The organism is Brachybacterium sp. 107 (assembly GCF_052379725.1).
Taxonomy (GTDB): domain Bacteria; phylum Actinomycetota; class Actinomycetes; order Actinomycetales; family Dermabacteraceae; genus Brachybacterium.
Genome location: NZ_JBQSYW010000009.1, coordinates 121,908 through 137,623 on the forward strand (window position 1 = coordinate 121,908; position 15,716 = coordinate 137,623).

Sequence of the window (15,716 nt, forward strand, 5' to 3'; positions counted from 1 at the left end):
AACGCATCGGGATCCCCAGGAAGCGAGCCCTCCATGACCCCCTCGACCACGGCTCCGGCGCCTCAGCCGGCCCTGCCTGCGAGCACCCGCACACCCCGGCGGGTCGCCTGGGCCTCCATGGTCGGCACCTCGCTCGAGCAGTTCGACTTCTACCTCTTCGCGTATTTCTCCGCGTTCTTCGTCGGCCCGCTGTTCTTCGAACCCCTCGGCGCGGCCGGTGCCTCGCTCGCGTCCTTCAGCACCATCGCCGTCTCGTTCGTGATCCGCCCGGTCGGCGCGCTCGTGTTCGGGCACATGGGCGACCGGCTGGGCCGACGCACCACGCTGCTGTGGACCGTGGGCCTGATGGGCGTGGCGACCGCGCTGATCGGCATACTGCCCACCTATGCGCAGGCCGGATGGCTGGGGGCGATCGGGCTGGTGGTGCTGCGCCTGGTGCAGGGGATCTCGCTCGGCGGCGAATGGGGAGGGTCCGTGCTGCTGGCCACCGAGCATGCCCACCCCCTGAAGCGGGCGTTCTATGCGGCGATCCCGCAGCTGGGCTCGCCCGTCGGCTCGATCCTCTCGGCCGCGGTGTTCATCGTGCTCACGCTGACGCTGCCCGAGCAGGCCATGGCGGACTGGGGCTGGCGGGTGCCGTTCTTCCTCGCGCTGCCGCTGCTGCTGGTCTCGCTGTACCTGCGCCGCGCGATCGACGAGACCCCGGTCTTCGCCCGCCTGGCGCAGACCGGGGACCGCGCTCGCCGACCGGTGCTCACGATGTTCCGCACCCGCCCGTGGGCGCTGCTGATCGCGATCGGCGCCGCCCAGCTGGGCATCGGCTCGTACGCGCTGATGAACACGTACACGATGAACTACGGCTCGGTGGTGCTCGGCTACCCGCCCCTGCAGCTGCTCAGCGCCGCGACCATCGGCGCGCTCCTGCAGCTGCTCACGATCCCCCTGTTCGGGGCGCTCGCGGCGCGCACCAGCTCCGCCCTGGTGGTGGGCGCCGGCGCCCTGGGCACGGCCCTGATCGCCTTCCCGCTGTACTTCCTGCTGCAGTCGGCGAGCTTCGGCGGGCTGGTGACGCTGATGGTGGTGGGCGGGATCCTGCCCACCATGTCGTGGGCGGCGCTCGGCGGGCTGATGAGCGACCTGTTCCCGGGACGCTTCAGCTATTCGGCACTGTCCTTCGCCTATGCGGTGGCCGCCACGGTGGGCGGCGTGGTCCCGCTGGCCACCTCGGCGCTCGGCCTGTGGACGGCGCAGGCCTGGTGGCATCCCGGGATCGTGCTCGTGGCGCTCTCCGCGGTGACGCTCGCCGCGGCCGTGGCCGCGCGCCGCGAGGGCCGACGCCGACCCACCGTGCCGGCCGACGGGGAGACCGGCGGCTCGTCGAGCTGACGAGCAGGCGAGCAGACGAGCCCCATTGGTGCCGACCCCGTTGGCCGATTCACTCCGTCGGCGGCCGCGGCCGGTGCACGAAGGTCACCAGCACCACCGAGATCATCATCAGCAGCAGCCAGGCCACGAACTTCGTGGGCGGCACCAGGTGCCACTGGGCGGCCTGGTGCGGGTAGATCCACGCACCGGCCCAGGTGCCCACGTTCTCCGCGACCCACAGGAAGAACGCGACACCCACGAAGGCGAGCAGGATCGGCATGCGACGACGCGGCCCGGTGCGCTGGTTGCGGAAGCTCATCACGCAGCGCGCATACAGCAGCACGACGGCCCCCACCAGCACCCAGCGCACGTCCGGCAGGTAGTGGTGGGTGAAGAAGTTCGCGTAGATCGCGGCCGCCACCAGCGCGGTCGCCCAGATCGGCGGGTAGCGGGTGAAGCGCAGGTCGAACAGGCGGAACACGCGCACCATGTAGGAGCCGACGGCGGCGTACATGAACCCCGTGTACAGCGGCACTCCCCCGATCCGCAGCAGCCCGTCGGTCTCATAGGCCCAGGAGCCCATGTGCGTCTTGAAGACCTCCATGGCCGTGCCGACGACGTGGAACATGACGATCACCCACAGCTCCCGGCCGCCCTCGAGGCGGAGGGCGAGCATCAGCGCCTGCACGGCGACGGCGGCGAGCACGAGGGCGTCGCTGCGCACCAGCAGGGCGTCATCGGGGTAGACCAGGCGCGCCAGCACCAGGAGCACGAGCATCGCAGCACCGAACACACAGGCCCACGCCTGCTTCGCGGTGAACACGGCGAATTCGAGCAGACCCCGGCGCCACGGGCCCGCGTCGACCGCGAGCGCCCGCGACCGCCGGTGCGCCCACGCATCCAGCCGTTCCTCGAGCGGGGTGAACGCCCGGCCCGCTGCGCTGCGGGGCTGCTCGCCGTCACGACTCATGGTCACGACCCTATTCACGCCCGAGCCGTCGTCGGCGCAGAGATCGGGGCGGACCTGGAGAGGAGTTGTGCGCGAGCCGGGACGTCGCTGCGCGGCAGGCGCTCCTCGGGTTCGCCGGGCAACACCACCGCCAAGCGCTTGGGACGGAGCCGAGAGCACCCATATCCTCTCCCGGTGGGCGTCATCGGAGACGCTCTCCCCTTTCTCTCCCCGGAGGCCCCATGTCCGTCCTCGACCGCAGCGCGATCATCGCGCCGGCGAGCTTCAACCGCTGGCTCATCCCGCCGGCGGCGCTCGCGATCCACCTGTGCATCGGCCAGGTCTACGCGTTCAGCGTGTTCAAGACCCCGTTCCAGAGTCACTTCGGCGTCGGCGAGGTCGCCGTCGGCTGGATCTTCTCCCTCGCCATCGCCATGCTCGGCATCTCCTCGGCGATCGCCGGCACCTGGGTGGAGCGGGTGGGGCCGCGGATGGCGATGGTCGCCGCCGGCAGCTTCTGGGTGCTCGGCTTCCTCGTCTCGGCGGTCGGCATCGCGACCGGACAGCTGTGGCTGGTGTATCTCGGCTACGGCGTGATCGGCGGCATCGGCCTGGGCATCGGCTACATCGCCCCGGTCTCCACCCTCATGAAGTGGTTCCCCGACCGCCCCGGGCTCTCCACGGGCCTGGCGATCATGGGCTTCGGCGGCGGCGCGCTGATCGCCAGCCCGGCCTCGAACAAGCTGATGGCTCTGTTCGGCGGCGGCGTCGAACCCTCGCACCTGGTCGCGGGGCTCACCCCCACCTTCCTCACGCTCGCCGGCTGCTACCTGCTGGCGATCGCGCTGGGCGCCTATGTGATCCGCCTGCCCCACCCGGACTGGGCGCCGAAGGGCTTCGACCCCCGCAGCGCCACCGCGAAGGCGGCGCAGACGACGGGCTCGGTCTCGGCGAAGCAGGCCATCCGCACCCCGCAGTTCTGGCTGCTGTGGATCGTGCTGTTCACCAACGTCACCGCTGGCATCGGCATCCTCGAGAACGCCGCCCCGATGGTCTCGGACGGTTTCGGCATCGCCGCCGCCGCGGCCGCCGGCTTCGTGGGCCTGCTGTCCCTGGCGAACATGGCCGGGCGCTTCGTGTGGTCCACGACCTCGGACTACCTGGGACGCAAGCTCAACTACGCGCTGTACCTCAGCATCGGCGCCATCCTGTACGTGGTCATCGCGACCGTCGGCTCCTCGTCGCTCGCGGTCTTCGTGCTCTCCGCCCTCGTGATCATCTCCTTCTACGGCGGCGGATTCTCCACGGTCCCCGCCTACCTGAGGGACCTGTTCGGCGTGTACCAGGTCGGGGCGATCCATGGGCGTCTGCTCACGGCCTGGGCGGCCGCCGGCATCGCCGGACCGCTGCTGGTCAACAGCATCGTCGAGTCGCAGGCCTCCGCCGGTCACTCCGGCATGGACCTGTACAAGCTCTCGATGTGGCTGATGGCGGGCATCCTCGCCGTCGGCTTCGTCGCGAACCTGCTGATCCGCGCGGTCAAGCCCTCGCACTTCGAGGACGAGGCCGTGGTCGCGCAGAAGAAGGAGGCCGACCGCGCGGGCGCCCATGAGGCGATCAGCGGCAACGGCGGCGCCGAGGCGCACGCGAAGGCCGGCGCGAGCCACACGGTGGCCGCCGGCGTGCTCGCCGTGCTCGTGGTCGCCGCTCTCGCCTACGGCCTGGTCGAGACCGCGATCCGCGCCGTGGCGCTGTTCACCGCCTGATCCCGGGACGCCGAGGGGTTCGCGTCCCGACCACTCGTCCCGCGCCACGGCTCGTGGTACCCGGCAGGCCCTGCGGCGTGCTTGTATTGCCGGACCTGCCCCGTCACCACCCGGAGGTCACCATGGGACGCGAGATCGGCACCACGGAGTACACCCGTTCCCAGCGCACCCGCTATCGCCGGGAGCTGCGTCGGAACCTCGACCTGTTCGAGACCTTCCTGGACACGGCGGAGTTCGTCGATGAGGGAACCGTCGGCGTCGAGCTGGAGATGAATCTCGCCGAGGCCGACGGGATGGCGCCCGCCCTGCTGGTGGACACCATTCTGGAGGATCTGGACGACGAGGACTTCGTCCACGAGATCGGCCGTTTCAACCTCGAGGCGAACCTGCCGGTCTCCCATCCCGCCGGCTCCGGCCTGCGCGATCTGGAGACCGAGCTGGGCGAGAAGATGGAACGCGCCGACGCCGTCGCGCAGCGCCACGGCGCCCGGGTCATCCCGATCGGCCACCTCCCCACCATCACCGAGGAGCTGTTCACGGACGACGAGTGGCGGGCGCCGGGCGCCCGCTACGAGGCGCTCGAGAACTCCGTCATGGTGGCCCGCGGCGAGGAGATCAACCTGCGCATCGACGGCGAGGGCCGGGGGCTGGACACCAGCTTCGACTCGATCGCCCCGGAATCGGCCTGCACGTCGATGCAGCTGCATCTCCAGGTCCCGCCCGAGCAGTTCGCGGCCGCCTGGAACGCCGCGCAGGCGATCGCCGGTCCGCAGGTGGCCCTCGCCGCGAACTCGCCGTTCCTGCTGGGCAAGCGGCTGTGGCACGAGACCCGCATCCCCACGTTCGTGCAGGCGCTGGACACCCGCCCGCCCGAGCTCGCCACCCAGGGCGTGCGGCCGCGGGTGTGGTTCGGCGAGCGCTGGATCACCTCGATGTTCGACCTCTTCGAGGAGAACGTGCGGCTGTTCCCGGCGCTGATCCCGGAGTCGCGGGACATGGCCGAGGAGCCGCTGCTCACCGAGGGTGCCTCCCCGCGGCTGCACGAGCTGATGCTCCACAACGGCACGGTGTGGCGCTGGAACCGTCCGATCTACGATCCCGGCACCGACGTCCCGCACCTGCGCCTGGAGAACCGGATCCTGCCGGCGGGGCCGACGGCCGCGGATATGGCCGCCAACGCCGCCTTCTTCTACGGGATCCTCCACTCGCTGGTGCACGAGCGACGCCCGCTGTGGTCGCGGATGAGCTTCGAGCAGGCCGACGAGTCCTTCCAGCAGTGCGCCCGCTGGGGCCTCGAGGCCCGGGTGCGCTGGCCGAAGGTGGGTCGGGTGCGCGTGGCTGATCTGCTGCGCGAGCAGCTGATTCCGCAGGCCATGGACGGCCTGAAGGAGCTCGGGGCCGATGCGGATGTCGCCGATCACTACGGGAACCTCCTCAGCGAGCGCACCCGCACCGGACGCAACGGCGCACGCTGGCAGATCGACACCGTCACGTCCCTCGAGCTGCGCGGCGCCAGTCGCTCCGAGGCGCTCGCGGAGATGACGCGGCTGTACCGGGAGGGCGTGGACTCCGGGAAGCCGGTGCATGACTGGCCGGTGCCGGCGCGCCAGCGGCGCTGAGGTCTGCGAGCGACGCTGGGTGAGGTCCGCCCGGTGACTTCCGAAGGTTGAGACGGCCGTCTCGTATCGCGGATGCGGTCGTACTCTTCCGGCATGACCTCCCCCGCCCCGAACACCACCTCCCCGCACCGCACCGCGAAGCTGTCGAGGGAGGACCGCTCCGCGCGCATCGCGGTGACCGTCTTCCCTGCCCTGATCCTCGCCGCGGCCGCCTTCGCCTTCTTCGTGCCCGCGGCCGGCCAGTCGATCGCGCCGTTCACGAGCATCTTCCTCGGCGTCATCATGTTCGCGATGGGGCTGACCCTCACGATCCCCGACTTCGGTCTCGTGGCGCGCCGCCCCCTGCCGGTGCTGATCGGCGTCGTCGCCCAGTTCGTGATCATGCCGCTAGTGGGCCTGGGCGTCTCGGTGCTCCTGCAGCTCCCGCCCGAGCTCGCCGTCGGCGTGATCCTGGTGGGCTGCGCCCCGGGCGGGACCAGCTCGAACGTCATCACGTACCTCTCCAAGGCAGATACCGCCCTGTCGGTCACGATGACCTCCATCTCGACGCTGCTCGCACCGATCTTCACCCCGCTGCTCACCCTGTGGCTGGCCGGCTCGTACCTGCCGATCGCCGCCGGTGACATGGCGATGTCGATCGTGAAGATGGTGCTGGTGCCCGTGATCGCCGGCATCGTGATCCGTCTGCTGCTGGGGTCGCTCGTGGACCGCATCATGCCTGCCCTGCCCTGGGTCAGCGTCGCGGGCATCTCGCTCGTGGTCGTGGCCGTGGTCAGCGGCTCCACCGAGGCGATCGTCTCCGCCGGCGCCCTGGTGCTGCTCGCCGTGGTGCTGCACAACGGGATCGGCTACCTCGCCGGCTACTGGCTCGCGCGCCTGCTCCGACAGGGCGAGCGCGCCGCCCGCACCACCTCGATCGAGGTGGGCATGCAGAACTCCGGTCTGGCCGCGACGCTCGCGGCGAGCGCCTTCAGCCCCGCGGCGGCCCTGCCCGGCGCGATCTTCTCGATCTGGCACAACCTCTCCGGCGCCATGCTGGCGGTGTACTACCGGCGCAGCGCCGACAAGCATCCGGTGGATGCCGTCTGACCTCCACCACTCCGCCGTCTCCGGACGGCACCGACGAGGCCCGGTGCCCCGCTGCTGCGGGGTACCGGGCCTCGTCGGTAGAGGTCAGCGGGAACGCGGAGGGCCGTCACCCGGGATATCCGCACGGGCGCTTCCCGTACGGGCCGGCAGGCTCCCTCGACCCGTGCCGCCGTCGGCCTCGTCGCCGTCCTCGTAGGGATCGCGCATGACGGGGACCTCGTCCACCGCCTCGGGTTCGACCACCACCTCGTCGGTGTCGTACTCCTCGTCCCCTTCGCGACGCTCGTACTCCTCCGGGGGCAGCACCTGCTTCCAGTTCCTGGTGCGCATCTTCGGCAGCTCGCCGGCATCCTCCTGCAAGGCTCTGTACAGCGCATACATCTGGAAGAAGCCCATGATGAAGAACGGCAGGCCGACGAGGATGATCGTGGACTGGAGCGCCTCGAGACCGTTGGAGCCCGAGAACACCAGCAGCGTCGCGGTGATCAGTCCGATCGCCAGGCCCCAGAAGATGCGCTGGCCCAGCGGGTTGTAGTCCTCGTGGCCGTTGGCCATGGAGTCCGTGACCAGTGCGGCAGAGTCCACCGAGGTCACGAAGAAGACGATCACCAGGATGATGGCGACGACGGATACGAAGAACGCCGCCGGGTAGTAGCTGAGGAAGGCGAACAGGGCACCGGGTATGTCCCCGTCACCGACCACCGTGTCGACCAGGCCGCCCTCACCGTTGAGCTCGATGTCGAAGGCCGAGAAGCCGAAGATCCCGAACCAGACCACCGAGAAGGCGGACGGGACGGCGAGCACGCCGGAGACGAACTGGCGGATGGTGCGGCCCTTGGAGATGCGGGCGATGAAGATGCCCACGAACGGCGACCAGGTGATGGTCCACGCCCAGTAGAAGACCGTCCAGGTGTTCTGCCAGCCGGTGTTCGCGAAGGTGTCGTTCCACAGGGCCAGTTCGGGCAGGTTCACGATATAGCTGCCGAAGGACTCGAAGGTGCCCTTGAGGACGAACAGCGTGGAACCCCCGGCGAACAGCACGAACAGCAGCAGCAGCACGGCGGCGACGATATTGACGTTCGACAGGATCTTGATGCCCTTGTCGAGCCCGAGCGAGACGGAGATCAGGGCCAGGCCGCAGACCACGGCGATGATGATGAGCTGCCAGCCGGAGGTCTCCGGCATGCCGAACAGCTCGTTGAGGCCACCGTTGATCTGCAGGGTGCCCAGGCCGATGGAGACGGCGATGCCGAACACGGTGCCGACGATCGCGACGATGTCGATGATCTTGCCGATCGGGCCGTGAATGCCCTCACCGAGGATCGGCTGGAAGATCGAGCTCACGCGCGGGGGCAGGTTGCGCTTGTGGATGAAGTACGCGAAGCACAGCGCAGGCAGTGTGAAGATCGTCCAGGTGTGCAGCGTGAAGTGGTAATACGTGTAGTTCATGGCGTCTTTGGCGGCTGCTACGGAGCCGGCCTCGATGCCGAGCGAGGCGCCGCGCGGAGGATCACCGAAGTGGCTGATCGGTTCGGCGACTCCCCAGAACATGAGGATCGAGCCGATACCGGCGGCGAACAGCATGGCGAACCACGCGGCACCGGAATGCTCCGGCGGCTCCTCGTCGGGGCCGAGCTTCACGCGGCCGAAGCGGCCCACGGCGATGAAGATCAGGAACGCGAGGAACATCGTCACGCCGAGGATGTAGAACCAGCCGAGGTTCGTCAGCAGCCAGTCCGAAGCCACGGACACCGCAGCGTTCAGCGGATCGGTGAAGGCGATCGTCCCGATCACGAAGGCGATGATGATCGCCGCCGATCCGAAGAAGATCACCGGCGATGTGCGCAGGTGCAGCGCGTCATGCAATCGATTCAACATCGTTCTCGACTCCTCGTCGTCGTCACGCGGCGTGGCGCGCGGCGTGCACCCCACGGCGGCGCGTCATCTCGAGCGGTGGAACTTTCGGACAGTCTGGCACGTCACACCGACGTCCGGGCGCGGATTCCCCGCACGGGGGGAAACTCCCCATCTCGCCGGGTCAGGGCTCCGTGTTGACTGTCCTCGCGACCATGGCGGAGGATCCAGCTCCGCCCCGGACCGAGCCCAGGAGGCCTGACGATGCCCGCACCCCAGCACTTTCCTCCGGCTCGCGGCGGGGACCGCTGAGCAGATGCACCCTGCATACGCCTTCGGCCCTCGGATCCGGCGCTATCGGCCCTCGATCCACCTCTCGCATGCCATACCGCTGCTGGGATGCGGACCCTCCTTCGGGGCCGTCTGCGTCCTCGCCGGCCTGCTGAGTTCGAGCGGGGACATGGCGGGATTCGGTGTGCTGCTGCTGGTCGTCTTCCCTCCGATCATGGCGGCGGTGGCGACGTTCCACTGGTCCGCCTACCTGGACCTGCACGAGAACGGTCTCGTCGTGGGGCGCTCCGTCATCGGGAAGGTGCGGCCGATGTGGTACTCCGAGATCGAGCCCACCACGATCCGGGTGTTCTCCAAGATCGACAACGTGCGCGGGCCCTACCGTGCCCAGATCTGGCCGAACTGGCACTTCACCGGCGGAGCGGATCTCGCGGTGACATTCCTGGCTCTTCCCAGATGAAGGTGTAGGTCGGCCGGGCGCGTCGGTCCGCAGATAGACGTCGAGGTCTCCCGACGATGGAGGTTCCTACGCCATCCATCCGAAAGACCTCGACGTGCCCGACGCTACCCCGCCGGCCGGCTTCGGCCGCCCTGACCTAACCGCCTTCGCGGCTCATCCCAATCGACCCTGATCGGGTCTGCTGACCCCCTCGACGAGAACGCAGCGACATCACAGCCACCCAACCCCGACCGTCCGGGAAGCCAGGACACGTCACACGGCCTGTGCTGCGGGCGTGTCGAGTGGGTAGTCCAGGGGCGACGCAGGAGCGTCGACGCGACGTGCTGAGAGGTGGTTCCAGTCGAGCACTAGCACACCGGCTACAGGCATGGCGATAGGTCAGGAACGGCGTCGCTCCCTACGCAGGAGGGAGCGCAGAGTCTCGGCGTTCGCGTAGCCGACCCGTAGCGCGATCTCGGCGGAGGTGAGGTCCGTGGTTGCTGAGAGGTGTCGAGCTCGTTCGATGCGAAGCCGTTGGACGAAGCCGAGCGGAGTGAGGTTGAGCGCCGCACGGACTCGTCGTTCGAGGGTGCGCCGGCTGGTGCCGAGCGACTGCGCGACGAAGGCGACGTTGAACGGTTCGTCCAGGCGGGCGCGCACGAAGCGTTCGAACTCGACGACGATCGGGTCCTCGTGCCGGAGATGTTCGTAGGCGACGAAGGCCGCCTGCGACGGGCGCTCGTCGATGATGAGGAGCTTGGCGACATGTTGGGCCAGGTCGGGGCTGATCGATCGCACGAGTGAGAGCGCGAGGTCGATGTGGGCGAACGCGGCGCCGGCGGTGACGAGGTTCCCGTCGACCACGACCATGGTGTCGAGATCGAGGGCGACGGTCGGATAGCGCTTCAGGAACTCCGGCCCCAGGAACCAGCTGGTCGTCGCCCGCCGATGATGCATCCGTCCGGTCTCGGCGACAGCGAACACGCCGGTGCACGCCGCGGCGATCCGGGTGGTCGCCTCGTCGAGGCGCCCGAGCGAGGCGATGACCGAACGAGCATCTCGGCTCTGGAGGGCATCGTTGGTAGCGGCGGCCGTAAGGGTTCCAAGCGCAGGGACGACGACCACGTCGAACTCTCCGGACTCCGGCAGCGGGTGGTCCACCGACAGGGTCATCGATGCCGTCGTGGTCACTCGCCGTTTCGGTCCGAGGATGGCGAGTTCGATCGGGTCGATCCGCGGGTCGACATCGCCGCGGGCTCCGTCGGCCACCCGCACGATGTCGATGATCGACGCGATAGCCGAACCGAAGCAGCCGTCGATCGCGATCAGTCCGATACGCATGACGTAAACAATAGCAATACTGCCGTATACGCCACTCCCCACCGGCCCTCGCTCGTCATACGCTGAACTCGTCCCACGAAGAACCCCGACGTCAAGGAGAGTCCCTCATGTCCACACCCTCATCACTTCCGTATGCCTTCGTCGCCAAGATCGTCGCGGCCGATGGACAGCACGACGCGGTCGCAGATCTGCTCGCCGGCGCTGTCGCACTCGCCAACGAAGAAGTAGGAACGATTGTCTGGTTCGCGGTCAGGACCCACGCCGACACCTTCTGGATCTTCGATGCATTCCCCGACGAAGCCGCTCGCGACGCCCACGCCAACGGCGCCATCGTCGCAGCCCTGATGGCCAACCAGCACCTCCTCAGCGCAGCACCCGAGATCCTGGCGGCCGACGTCCTCGCGTCCAAGCTCCCGTAGTCCGCCAACGCACGAGACGATCGCGCCCCGCCGAGTCGGTCCGCAGATAGACGTCGAGGTCTCCCGACGATGGAGGTTCCTACGCCATCCATCGGAAAGACCTCGACGTGCCCGACGCTACCCCGCCGGCCGGCTTCGGCCGCCCTGACCTGACCACCTTCGCTCGACTCGACGGCCTCGGTCTGAGCGTGATCGGGCAACGACTTGAACCGGATCGTGCGGTCCTCGCGTGCCGCGTGGTGGAACCAGATCAGTGGTGCCGACGGTGCGGCAGCGAAGGCGCCGCTCGTGACACCGTGATCCGGCGGTTGGCCCACGAGCCGCTGGGCTGGCGACCGACCGTGCTGGAAGTTGTAGTGCGCCGCTACCGCTGTGCAGACTGCGGACACGTGTGGCGCCAAGACACCAGCGCCGCGGCGGAGCCACGCGCGAAGCTCTCGCGCACCGGGCTGCGGTGGGCGCTGGAAGGGATCGTGGTCGCACACCTCACCGTCGCCCGTGTCGCCGAGGGACTCGGGGTCGCGTGGGACACCGCCAACAACGCGGTCCTGGCCGAAGGCAAGCGGCTGCTGATCAACGACCCCAAGCGGTTCGAGGGCGTGAAGGTGATTGGCGTCGATGAGCACGTCTGGTGCCACACCAGGCGTGGCGACAAGTACGTCACCGTGATCATCGACCTCACCCCGGTCCGCGATGGCGCCGGCCCAGCAAGGCTGCTGGACATGGTCGAGGGCCGGTCGAAGGCGGCGTTCAAAACCTGGCTCGCCGACCGCGACGACGCCTTCCGTGACGCGGTCGAGGTGGTCGCGATGGACGGCTTCACCGGGTTCAAGACCGCCGCTGCGGAGGAGATCCCGGACGCGGTCACGGTGATGGATCCCTTCCACGTCGTGCGCCTGGCCGGTGACGCCCTCGACAGGTGCCGGCGCCGGGTCCAACTCGCGATCCACGGGCACCGTGGGTTCAGGGACGATCCGCTCTACAAGTCGCGGCGCACGCTGCACACCGGCTCGGACCTGCTCACCGACAAGCAGAGCGACAGGCTACGCGCGCTGTTCGTTGATGACGCTCACGTCGAGGTCGAGGCGACCTGGGGTGTCTACCAGCGGATGATCGCCGCCTATCGCCACGAGGACCGGCAACGTGGCGGCGAGCTCATGGAGAAGCTGATCACCGACCTCAGCGCCGGCGTCCCCAAGGTGCTCACCGAGCTCACCACCCTGGGCCGGACCCTGAAGAAGCGAGCCGCCGACGTGCTCGCCTACTTCGAACGACCCGGCACCAGCAACGGGCCGACCGAGGCACTCAACGGACGGCTCGAACACCTGCGCGGCTCCGCACTCGGGTTCCGCAACCTGACCAACTACATCGCCCGAAGCCTGCTCGAGACCGGCGGCTTCGGACCCCAACTCCTACACCCCCGATTGGGATGAGCCACATTCCTGGGCCCGCACCCCGAGTCAGAGCCGGGTCCACAGGCTCGCCGCCCGGCGATCGCCAAGGGCATCGTGCTGTTCGGCTCGCGGGACGCCGTGGAGATCGCCGAGCAGATCCGCGCGGGCCTCGAGCGAGGAGGCTGCCCGCCGCACCTGGCACGCTGGTCACAGCGCTTCGGGATCGAGCGCGTGGAAGGACCTCACTACCGGGCCGTGCAGCAGATCCCCGGCATGGACGGCGACTGGAGGCCTTCGCAGGATGACTGAGTACTCCGCGGACGAGTGCTCCACTCTCGGCCCTCGGATTCGGCGCTGTCGACCGTCGGTCCACCTCTCGCATGCGTTCCCCTACCTGGGCTGCCTCCCCACCGTCCTCGTCCTCATGGCCCTCGGGAGCGTGCTGCTCGGCGACAGCAGAGGGATCGACACCCTCCTCATGGTGGCCGTGCTCTACCTTTTCGTCACCGGCTTCGTGTGCGCGGTGCAGTGGTCCGCCTACCTGGACCTGCACGAGAGGGGTCTCGTCGTCGGCCGCTCCGTCCTGGGCCGGCGCCGACCGATGCGATACACCGAGCTCGACCCCACCACCCTCAGGGTGTTCTCCGGGATCGACACGGTGCGCGGGGGCCTCTACGCCCCGATCTGGGCGAATTGGCACTTCACCGGAGGCGCTGACCTCGCGGTGACCTTCCTGGGGCCGCGCCGGGGCAGGAGACTCTCCCCGGCGCCACGGCCACCGGCTCCCGGGAACGGCATCGTGCTGTTCGGATCGCGGGACGCCGTGCAGATCGCCGGGCAGATCCGGAGCGGTCTCGAACGCGAAGGGTGCCCTTCGCGCCTGGCCCGCTGGTCGGAGCAGTTCGGCATCGTGGCCCTGTCGGGCGGCTCCTTCGACGCCCAGGCGCAGATCCCCGGCATGAGCACGGACCGGCCCCCTCGACCTGGCCCCTGACCCGGTTCGCGACCTCTCCGACCCGCCTGCCACCGGGCAGTTCTCCCCATCGCACCCCGCGACGGCCGCCCCGTACGGTGGCTGAGCAGGCGGCGCAGGAGCCCGCTTCCGACGACGCACCTCAGCGTGCTCCCGACCCGGAGGTCATCAGCATGAACAACCCCTATGGCATCCCGAGCACGCCGTCGCGGAGGAACCGCTCACCGCTGTTCATCGCCCTCGGCTGCGGCTGCGCACTCCTCGCGGTGCTCGTGCTCGTCACCGGTGGAGCCGGGATCTATCTCCTGACCCAGGAGCCGAACGATCCGCCTCCGACCTCCACCCAGGAGCCGACCGACGATCCCTCCGAGGATCCGACCGACGAGCCCACGTCGGAGACGACCGAGGAGCCGACAGATGAGCCCACCGCAGGTCCCACCGACGGCGCGCTGGTGACCCTGTCGGTGTCGGACACCGGCGAGGGGACCACGCTCGACGCCGACGGCGAGACGCTGACCTCGAAGAACGGGAAGTTCGTGGGCACCACCGTCACCATCGAGAACCAGGGCACGGAGACGATCGGGCTGGATCTCGACAACTTCCTCTTCCACGGCGACGACGGCTCGACGTACGAGCTGCGCTACGGGTCCTTCACCACCAGCGGCCCGCAGATCGCCCCCGGCGAGACGGCCAAGGCCAACGTCTACGTCGACGTCAGCGAGGACACCGTGCTGGAAGCGGTGAGCTACTCCGATCCCGTCGGCACCGGCGGCGAAGTCGTCAGGCTCCCGCTCTCCTGATCGTCCGTCACACCGCGGCCCTCGGGCCGGGGCACGGCACGGATCACGAGCGTCGCGAAGACCGCGATCGTCACGGCCACCGCGAGCACCGTCACCCCGGCCACCAGCGGTTCGCTGCGCAGCAGCTGCGGGATCAGCCGCGTGGGCACCAGTGCCGCGAAGGCGAAGGCCGTGAGCGTACCGAGGTGCGAACCGACCATGAACGCGCGGTGGGTGGGAACGCTGCCCCGTCGGATCGCGACGATCGCGAGCACCATGCACAGCAGCGTCCAGGTCGACAGTCCGTGCAGCCAGGAGAAGCCGTCCGGCATGATGCCGAAGCTCGAGGTGCACACCACCAGCATCGCCGCCACCCAGGTCGTGCCGAGCAGCCGGTGGGCCCCGTCGCGCCGCCGTCGAAGGATCTGCAGCGGTCCCAGCAGGAGCACGTACAGAGCCGCGATGGCGTGCACGATGATGACCGGCGTGAAGGGTTCCATGGCATGCACGATAGTGTGACTATCCACGACGGCGCCATCAAGATAGTCGCTGGTCGTCGCACTATCCAGAGTGACAGAAGCGTCCGGAAGCACAGACGCACAGACGCAGGAGAGGAGGCCCGGATGCTGCTGCAGGAGCTGTCGGACGCGAGCGGGTGCAGCGCGGCCTCGATCAAGTACTACCGTCGCGAAGGGCTGCTGCCTGCCGGCGAGCGCCTCACCGCCACCCGGCAGGAGTACGGGCCGGCGCACCTCGAGCGGCTCCAGCTGATCCAGGTCCTGCGGGAGATGGCGAACGCTCCGATCGCGAGGATCCGCAGACTCACCCAGCTGCTCGATGATCCTGAGGTACCGGTGATCCGGGCGCTCGAGGAAGCTCAGGCGATCGCGCTGGGCGCGGCTCCGGACACCGCCGATCCGGGCACCGAGGACCTGGAGGGCGACGGATCCGGGTCGGGGAGGTCGGAGCATCCCTCGGTCCGGACGCTCCTGGACCGATTGGGCTGGCCGGACATCGACTCCGTGCCGCGTCGTGCGCTGGATGATCTGCTGCACGCCCTGGTGGGTTGGGAGATGCCCGCGGACCCGGACACCCTGCAGCGTTATGCGGAACCGATGGCGGAGATCGCGCGCGGGGATCTGGCGTATCTCCAGGAGGGTGCGGAGCTGGGCACCGCCCCGTCGGACGACGTCGTCGTGCTGCGCTCGGTGGCCGGCACCATCGCGTTCGACCGATTGGCCCAGGTGCTGCGTGCCCTCGGGCACACGTCGCTGAGTGTGCAGGCCAGCGCGATTCCCAGCGAATGACCAGCGCCAGCGCAGAGCTTTTTCCGGGAGGGCGTGTGTACTCGTCTCAACGCGTCACCGGAGGAACCGCCGACTGAGGAGGAAGCGGAACTCCATATATCCGGGACGCGGGGGAAAGGGATGGCCCCGGC

15 protein-coding genes are annotated in these 15,716 nt (G+C 69.0%); 11 read left to right on the forward strand and 4 right to left on the reverse strand.

Annotated elements, in window-relative coordinates; all coding sequences use genetic code 11:
* Positions 1-33: 33 nt before the first annotated feature.
* Complete coding sequence (locus ACT3UL_RS11745; protein WP_444578381.1) at positions 34-1,386, forward strand: MFS transporter; 1,353 nt, start codon at positions 34-36, stop codon at positions 1,384-1,386.
* Between the two features lie 49 nt (positions 1,387-1,435).
* On the opposite strand, the gene ACT3UL_RS11750 is transcribed toward ACT3UL_RS11745, so the two are convergent.
* Positions 1,436-2,335, reverse strand: coding sequence for a DUF817 domain-containing protein (locus ACT3UL_RS11750; protein WP_444578382.1), 900 nt, complete (start codon positions 2,333-2,335; stop codon positions 1,436-1,438).
* 221 nt (positions 2,336-2,556) lie between these two features.
* Here ACT3UL_RS11750 and ACT3UL_RS11755 point away from each other — a divergent pair, with 221 nt between their 5' ends.
* From ACT3UL_RS11755 to ACT3UL_RS11765, 3 genes are all read left to right on the forward strand, one after another.
* Positions 2,557-4,080 carry an OFA family MFS transporter gene (locus tag ACT3UL_RS11755; protein WP_444578383.1) on the forward strand — a complete coding sequence of 508 codons (1,524 nt, stop codon included), beginning with the start codon at positions 2,557-2,559 and terminating at the stop codon, positions 4,078-4,080.
* 122 nt (positions 4,081-4,202) lie between these two features.
* Positions 4,203-5,699, forward strand: coding sequence for a glutamate--cysteine ligase (locus ACT3UL_RS11760; RefSeq protein ID WP_444578385.1), 1,497 nt, complete (start codon positions 4,203-4,205; stop codon positions 5,697-5,699).
* A 93-nt stretch (positions 5,700-5,792) separates the two neighbouring features.
* Positions 5,793-6,788, forward strand: coding sequence for a bile acid:sodium symporter family protein (locus tag ACT3UL_RS11765; RefSeq protein WP_444578386.1), 996 nt, complete (start codon positions 5,793-5,795; stop codon positions 6,786-6,788).
* A gap of 84 nt (positions 6,789-6,872) precedes the next feature.
* On the opposite strand, the gene ACT3UL_RS11770 is transcribed toward ACT3UL_RS11765, so the two are convergent.
* Positions 6,873-8,666 carry a BCCT family transporter gene (locus tag ACT3UL_RS11770; RefSeq protein WP_444578388.1) on the reverse strand — a complete coding sequence of 598 codons (1,794 nt, stop codon included), beginning with the start codon at positions 8,664-8,666 and terminating at the stop codon, positions 6,873-6,875.
* Positions 8,667-8,958: 292 nt separating this feature from the next.
* Here ACT3UL_RS11770 and ACT3UL_RS11775 point away from each other — a divergent pair, with 292 nt between their 5' ends.
* A complete protein-coding gene (locus tag ACT3UL_RS11775) occupies positions 8,959-9,393 on the forward strand; it encodes a hypothetical protein (protein WP_444578389.1) in 435 nt (144 codons plus the stop codon).
* A 378-nt stretch (positions 9,394-9,771) separates the two neighbouring features.
* Here the strand turns inward: ACT3UL_RS11775 and ACT3UL_RS11780 are convergent, their stop codons facing one another.
* Entirely contained in the window at positions 9,772-10,713 is a 942-nt protein-coding gene (locus ACT3UL_RS11780) for a GlxA family transcriptional regulator (RefSeq protein ID WP_444578391.1), read from the reverse strand.
* Between the two features lie 107 nt (positions 10,714-10,820).
* Between ACT3UL_RS11780 and ACT3UL_RS11785 the strand changes: the two genes are divergently transcribed.
* From ACT3UL_RS11785 to ACT3UL_RS11805, 5 genes are all read left to right on the forward strand, one after another.
* On the forward strand, positions 10,821-11,132 hold the full coding sequence (locus ACT3UL_RS11785) for a putative quinol monooxygenase (protein ID WP_444578393.1): 312 nt from the start codon (positions 10,821-10,823) through the stop codon (positions 11,130-11,132).
* 107 nt (positions 11,133-11,239) lie between these two features.
* Positions 11,240-12,565, forward strand: a complete 1,326-nt coding sequence (locus tag ACT3UL_RS11790) for an ISL3-like element ISPfr2 family transposase (RefSeq protein ID WP_444578394.1) — start codon at positions 11,240-11,242, stop codon at positions 12,563-12,565.
* 75 nt (positions 12,566-12,640) lie between these two features.
* Positions 12,641-12,835: a hypothetical protein gene (locus ACT3UL_RS11795; protein WP_444578396.1), complete on the forward strand. Its 195-nt coding sequence runs from the start codon at positions 12,641-12,643 to the stop codon at positions 12,833-12,835.
* Positions 12,828-13,520 carry a hypothetical protein gene (locus tag ACT3UL_RS11800; protein WP_444578398.1) on the forward strand — a complete coding sequence of 231 codons (693 nt, stop codon included), beginning with the start codon at positions 12,828-12,830 and terminating at the stop codon, positions 13,518-13,520. The genes ACT3UL_RS11795 and ACT3UL_RS11800 overlap by 8 nt, the downstream gene beginning before the upstream one ends.
* A gap of 152 nt (positions 13,521-13,672) precedes the next feature.
* On the forward strand, positions 13,673-14,299 hold the full coding sequence (locus tag ACT3UL_RS11805) for a DUF4352 domain-containing protein (protein WP_444578400.1): 627 nt from the start codon (positions 13,673-13,675) through the stop codon (positions 14,297-14,299).
* Here ACT3UL_RS11805 and ACT3UL_RS11810 read toward each other — a convergent pair.
* On the reverse strand, positions 14,245-14,778 hold the full coding sequence (locus tag ACT3UL_RS11810) for a DUF2306 domain-containing protein (protein ID WP_444578402.1): 534 nt from the start codon (positions 14,776-14,778) through the stop codon (positions 14,245-14,247). The genes ACT3UL_RS11805 and ACT3UL_RS11810 overlap by 55 nt on opposite strands.
* 123 nt (positions 14,779-14,901) lie before the next feature.
* Between ACT3UL_RS11810 and ACT3UL_RS11815 the strand changes: the two genes are divergently transcribed.
* Positions 14,902-15,585 (forward strand): MerR family transcriptional regulator, encoded by a 684-nt coding sequence (locus tag ACT3UL_RS11815; protein ID WP_444578403.1) that lies wholly within the window; start codon positions 14,902-14,904, stop codon positions 15,583-15,585.
* Positions 15,586-15,716 lie beyond the last annotated feature (131 nt).

Excerpts from the sequence above, each read along its gene's own strand:
- ACT3UL_RS11785 (WP_444578393.1), top strand. The coding sequence starts at position 10,821 with ATGTCCACACCCTCATCACTTCCGTATGCCTTCGTCGCCAAGATCGTC.
- ACT3UL_RS11800 (WP_444578398.1), top strand. The coding sequence starts at position 12,828 with ATGACTGAGTACTCCGCGGACGAGTGCTCCACTCTCGGCCCTCGGATT.
- ACT3UL_RS11765 (WP_444578386.1), top strand. The coding sequence starts at position 5,793 with ATGACCTCCCCCGCCCCGAACACCACCTCCCCGCACCGCACCGCGAAG.
- ACT3UL_RS11770 (WP_444578388.1), bottom strand. The coding sequence starts at position 8,666 with ATGTTGAATCGATTGCATGACGCGCTGCACCTGCGCACATCGCCGGTG.
- ACT3UL_RS11780 (WP_444578391.1), bottom strand. The coding sequence starts at position 10,713 with ATGCGTATCGGACTGATCGCGATCGACGGCTGCTTCGGTTCGGCTATC.
- ACT3UL_RS11745 (WP_444578381.1), top strand. The coding sequence starts at position 34 with ATGACCCCCTCGACCACGGCTCCGGCGCCTCAGCCGGCCCTGCCTGCG.
- ACT3UL_RS11750 (WP_444578382.1), bottom strand. The coding sequence starts at position 2,335 with ATGAGTCGTGACGGCGAGCAGCCCCGCAGCGCAGCGGGCCGGGCGTTC.
- ACT3UL_RS11755 (WP_444578383.1), top strand. The coding sequence starts at position 2,557 with ATGTCCGTCCTCGACCGCAGCGCGATCATCGCGCCGGCGAGCTTCAAC.
- ACT3UL_RS11815 (WP_444578403.1), top strand. The coding sequence starts at position 14,902 with ATGCTGCTGCAGGAGCTGTCGGACGCGAGCGGGTGCAGCGCGGCCTCG.
- ACT3UL_RS11760 (WP_444578385.1), top strand. The coding sequence starts at position 4,203 with ATGGGACGCGAGATCGGCACCACGGAGTACACCCGTTCCCAGCGCACC.
- ACT3UL_RS11805 (WP_444578400.1), top strand. The coding sequence starts at position 13,673 with ATGAACAACCCCTATGGCATCCCGAGCACGCCGTCGCGGAGGAACCGC.
- ACT3UL_RS11775 (WP_444578389.1), top strand. The coding sequence starts at position 8,959 with ATGCACCCTGCATACGCCTTCGGCCCTCGGATCCGGCGCTATCGGCCC.
- ACT3UL_RS11810 (WP_444578402.1), bottom strand. The coding sequence starts at position 14,778 with ATGGAACCCTTCACGCCGGTCATCATCGTGCACGCCATCGCGGCTCTG.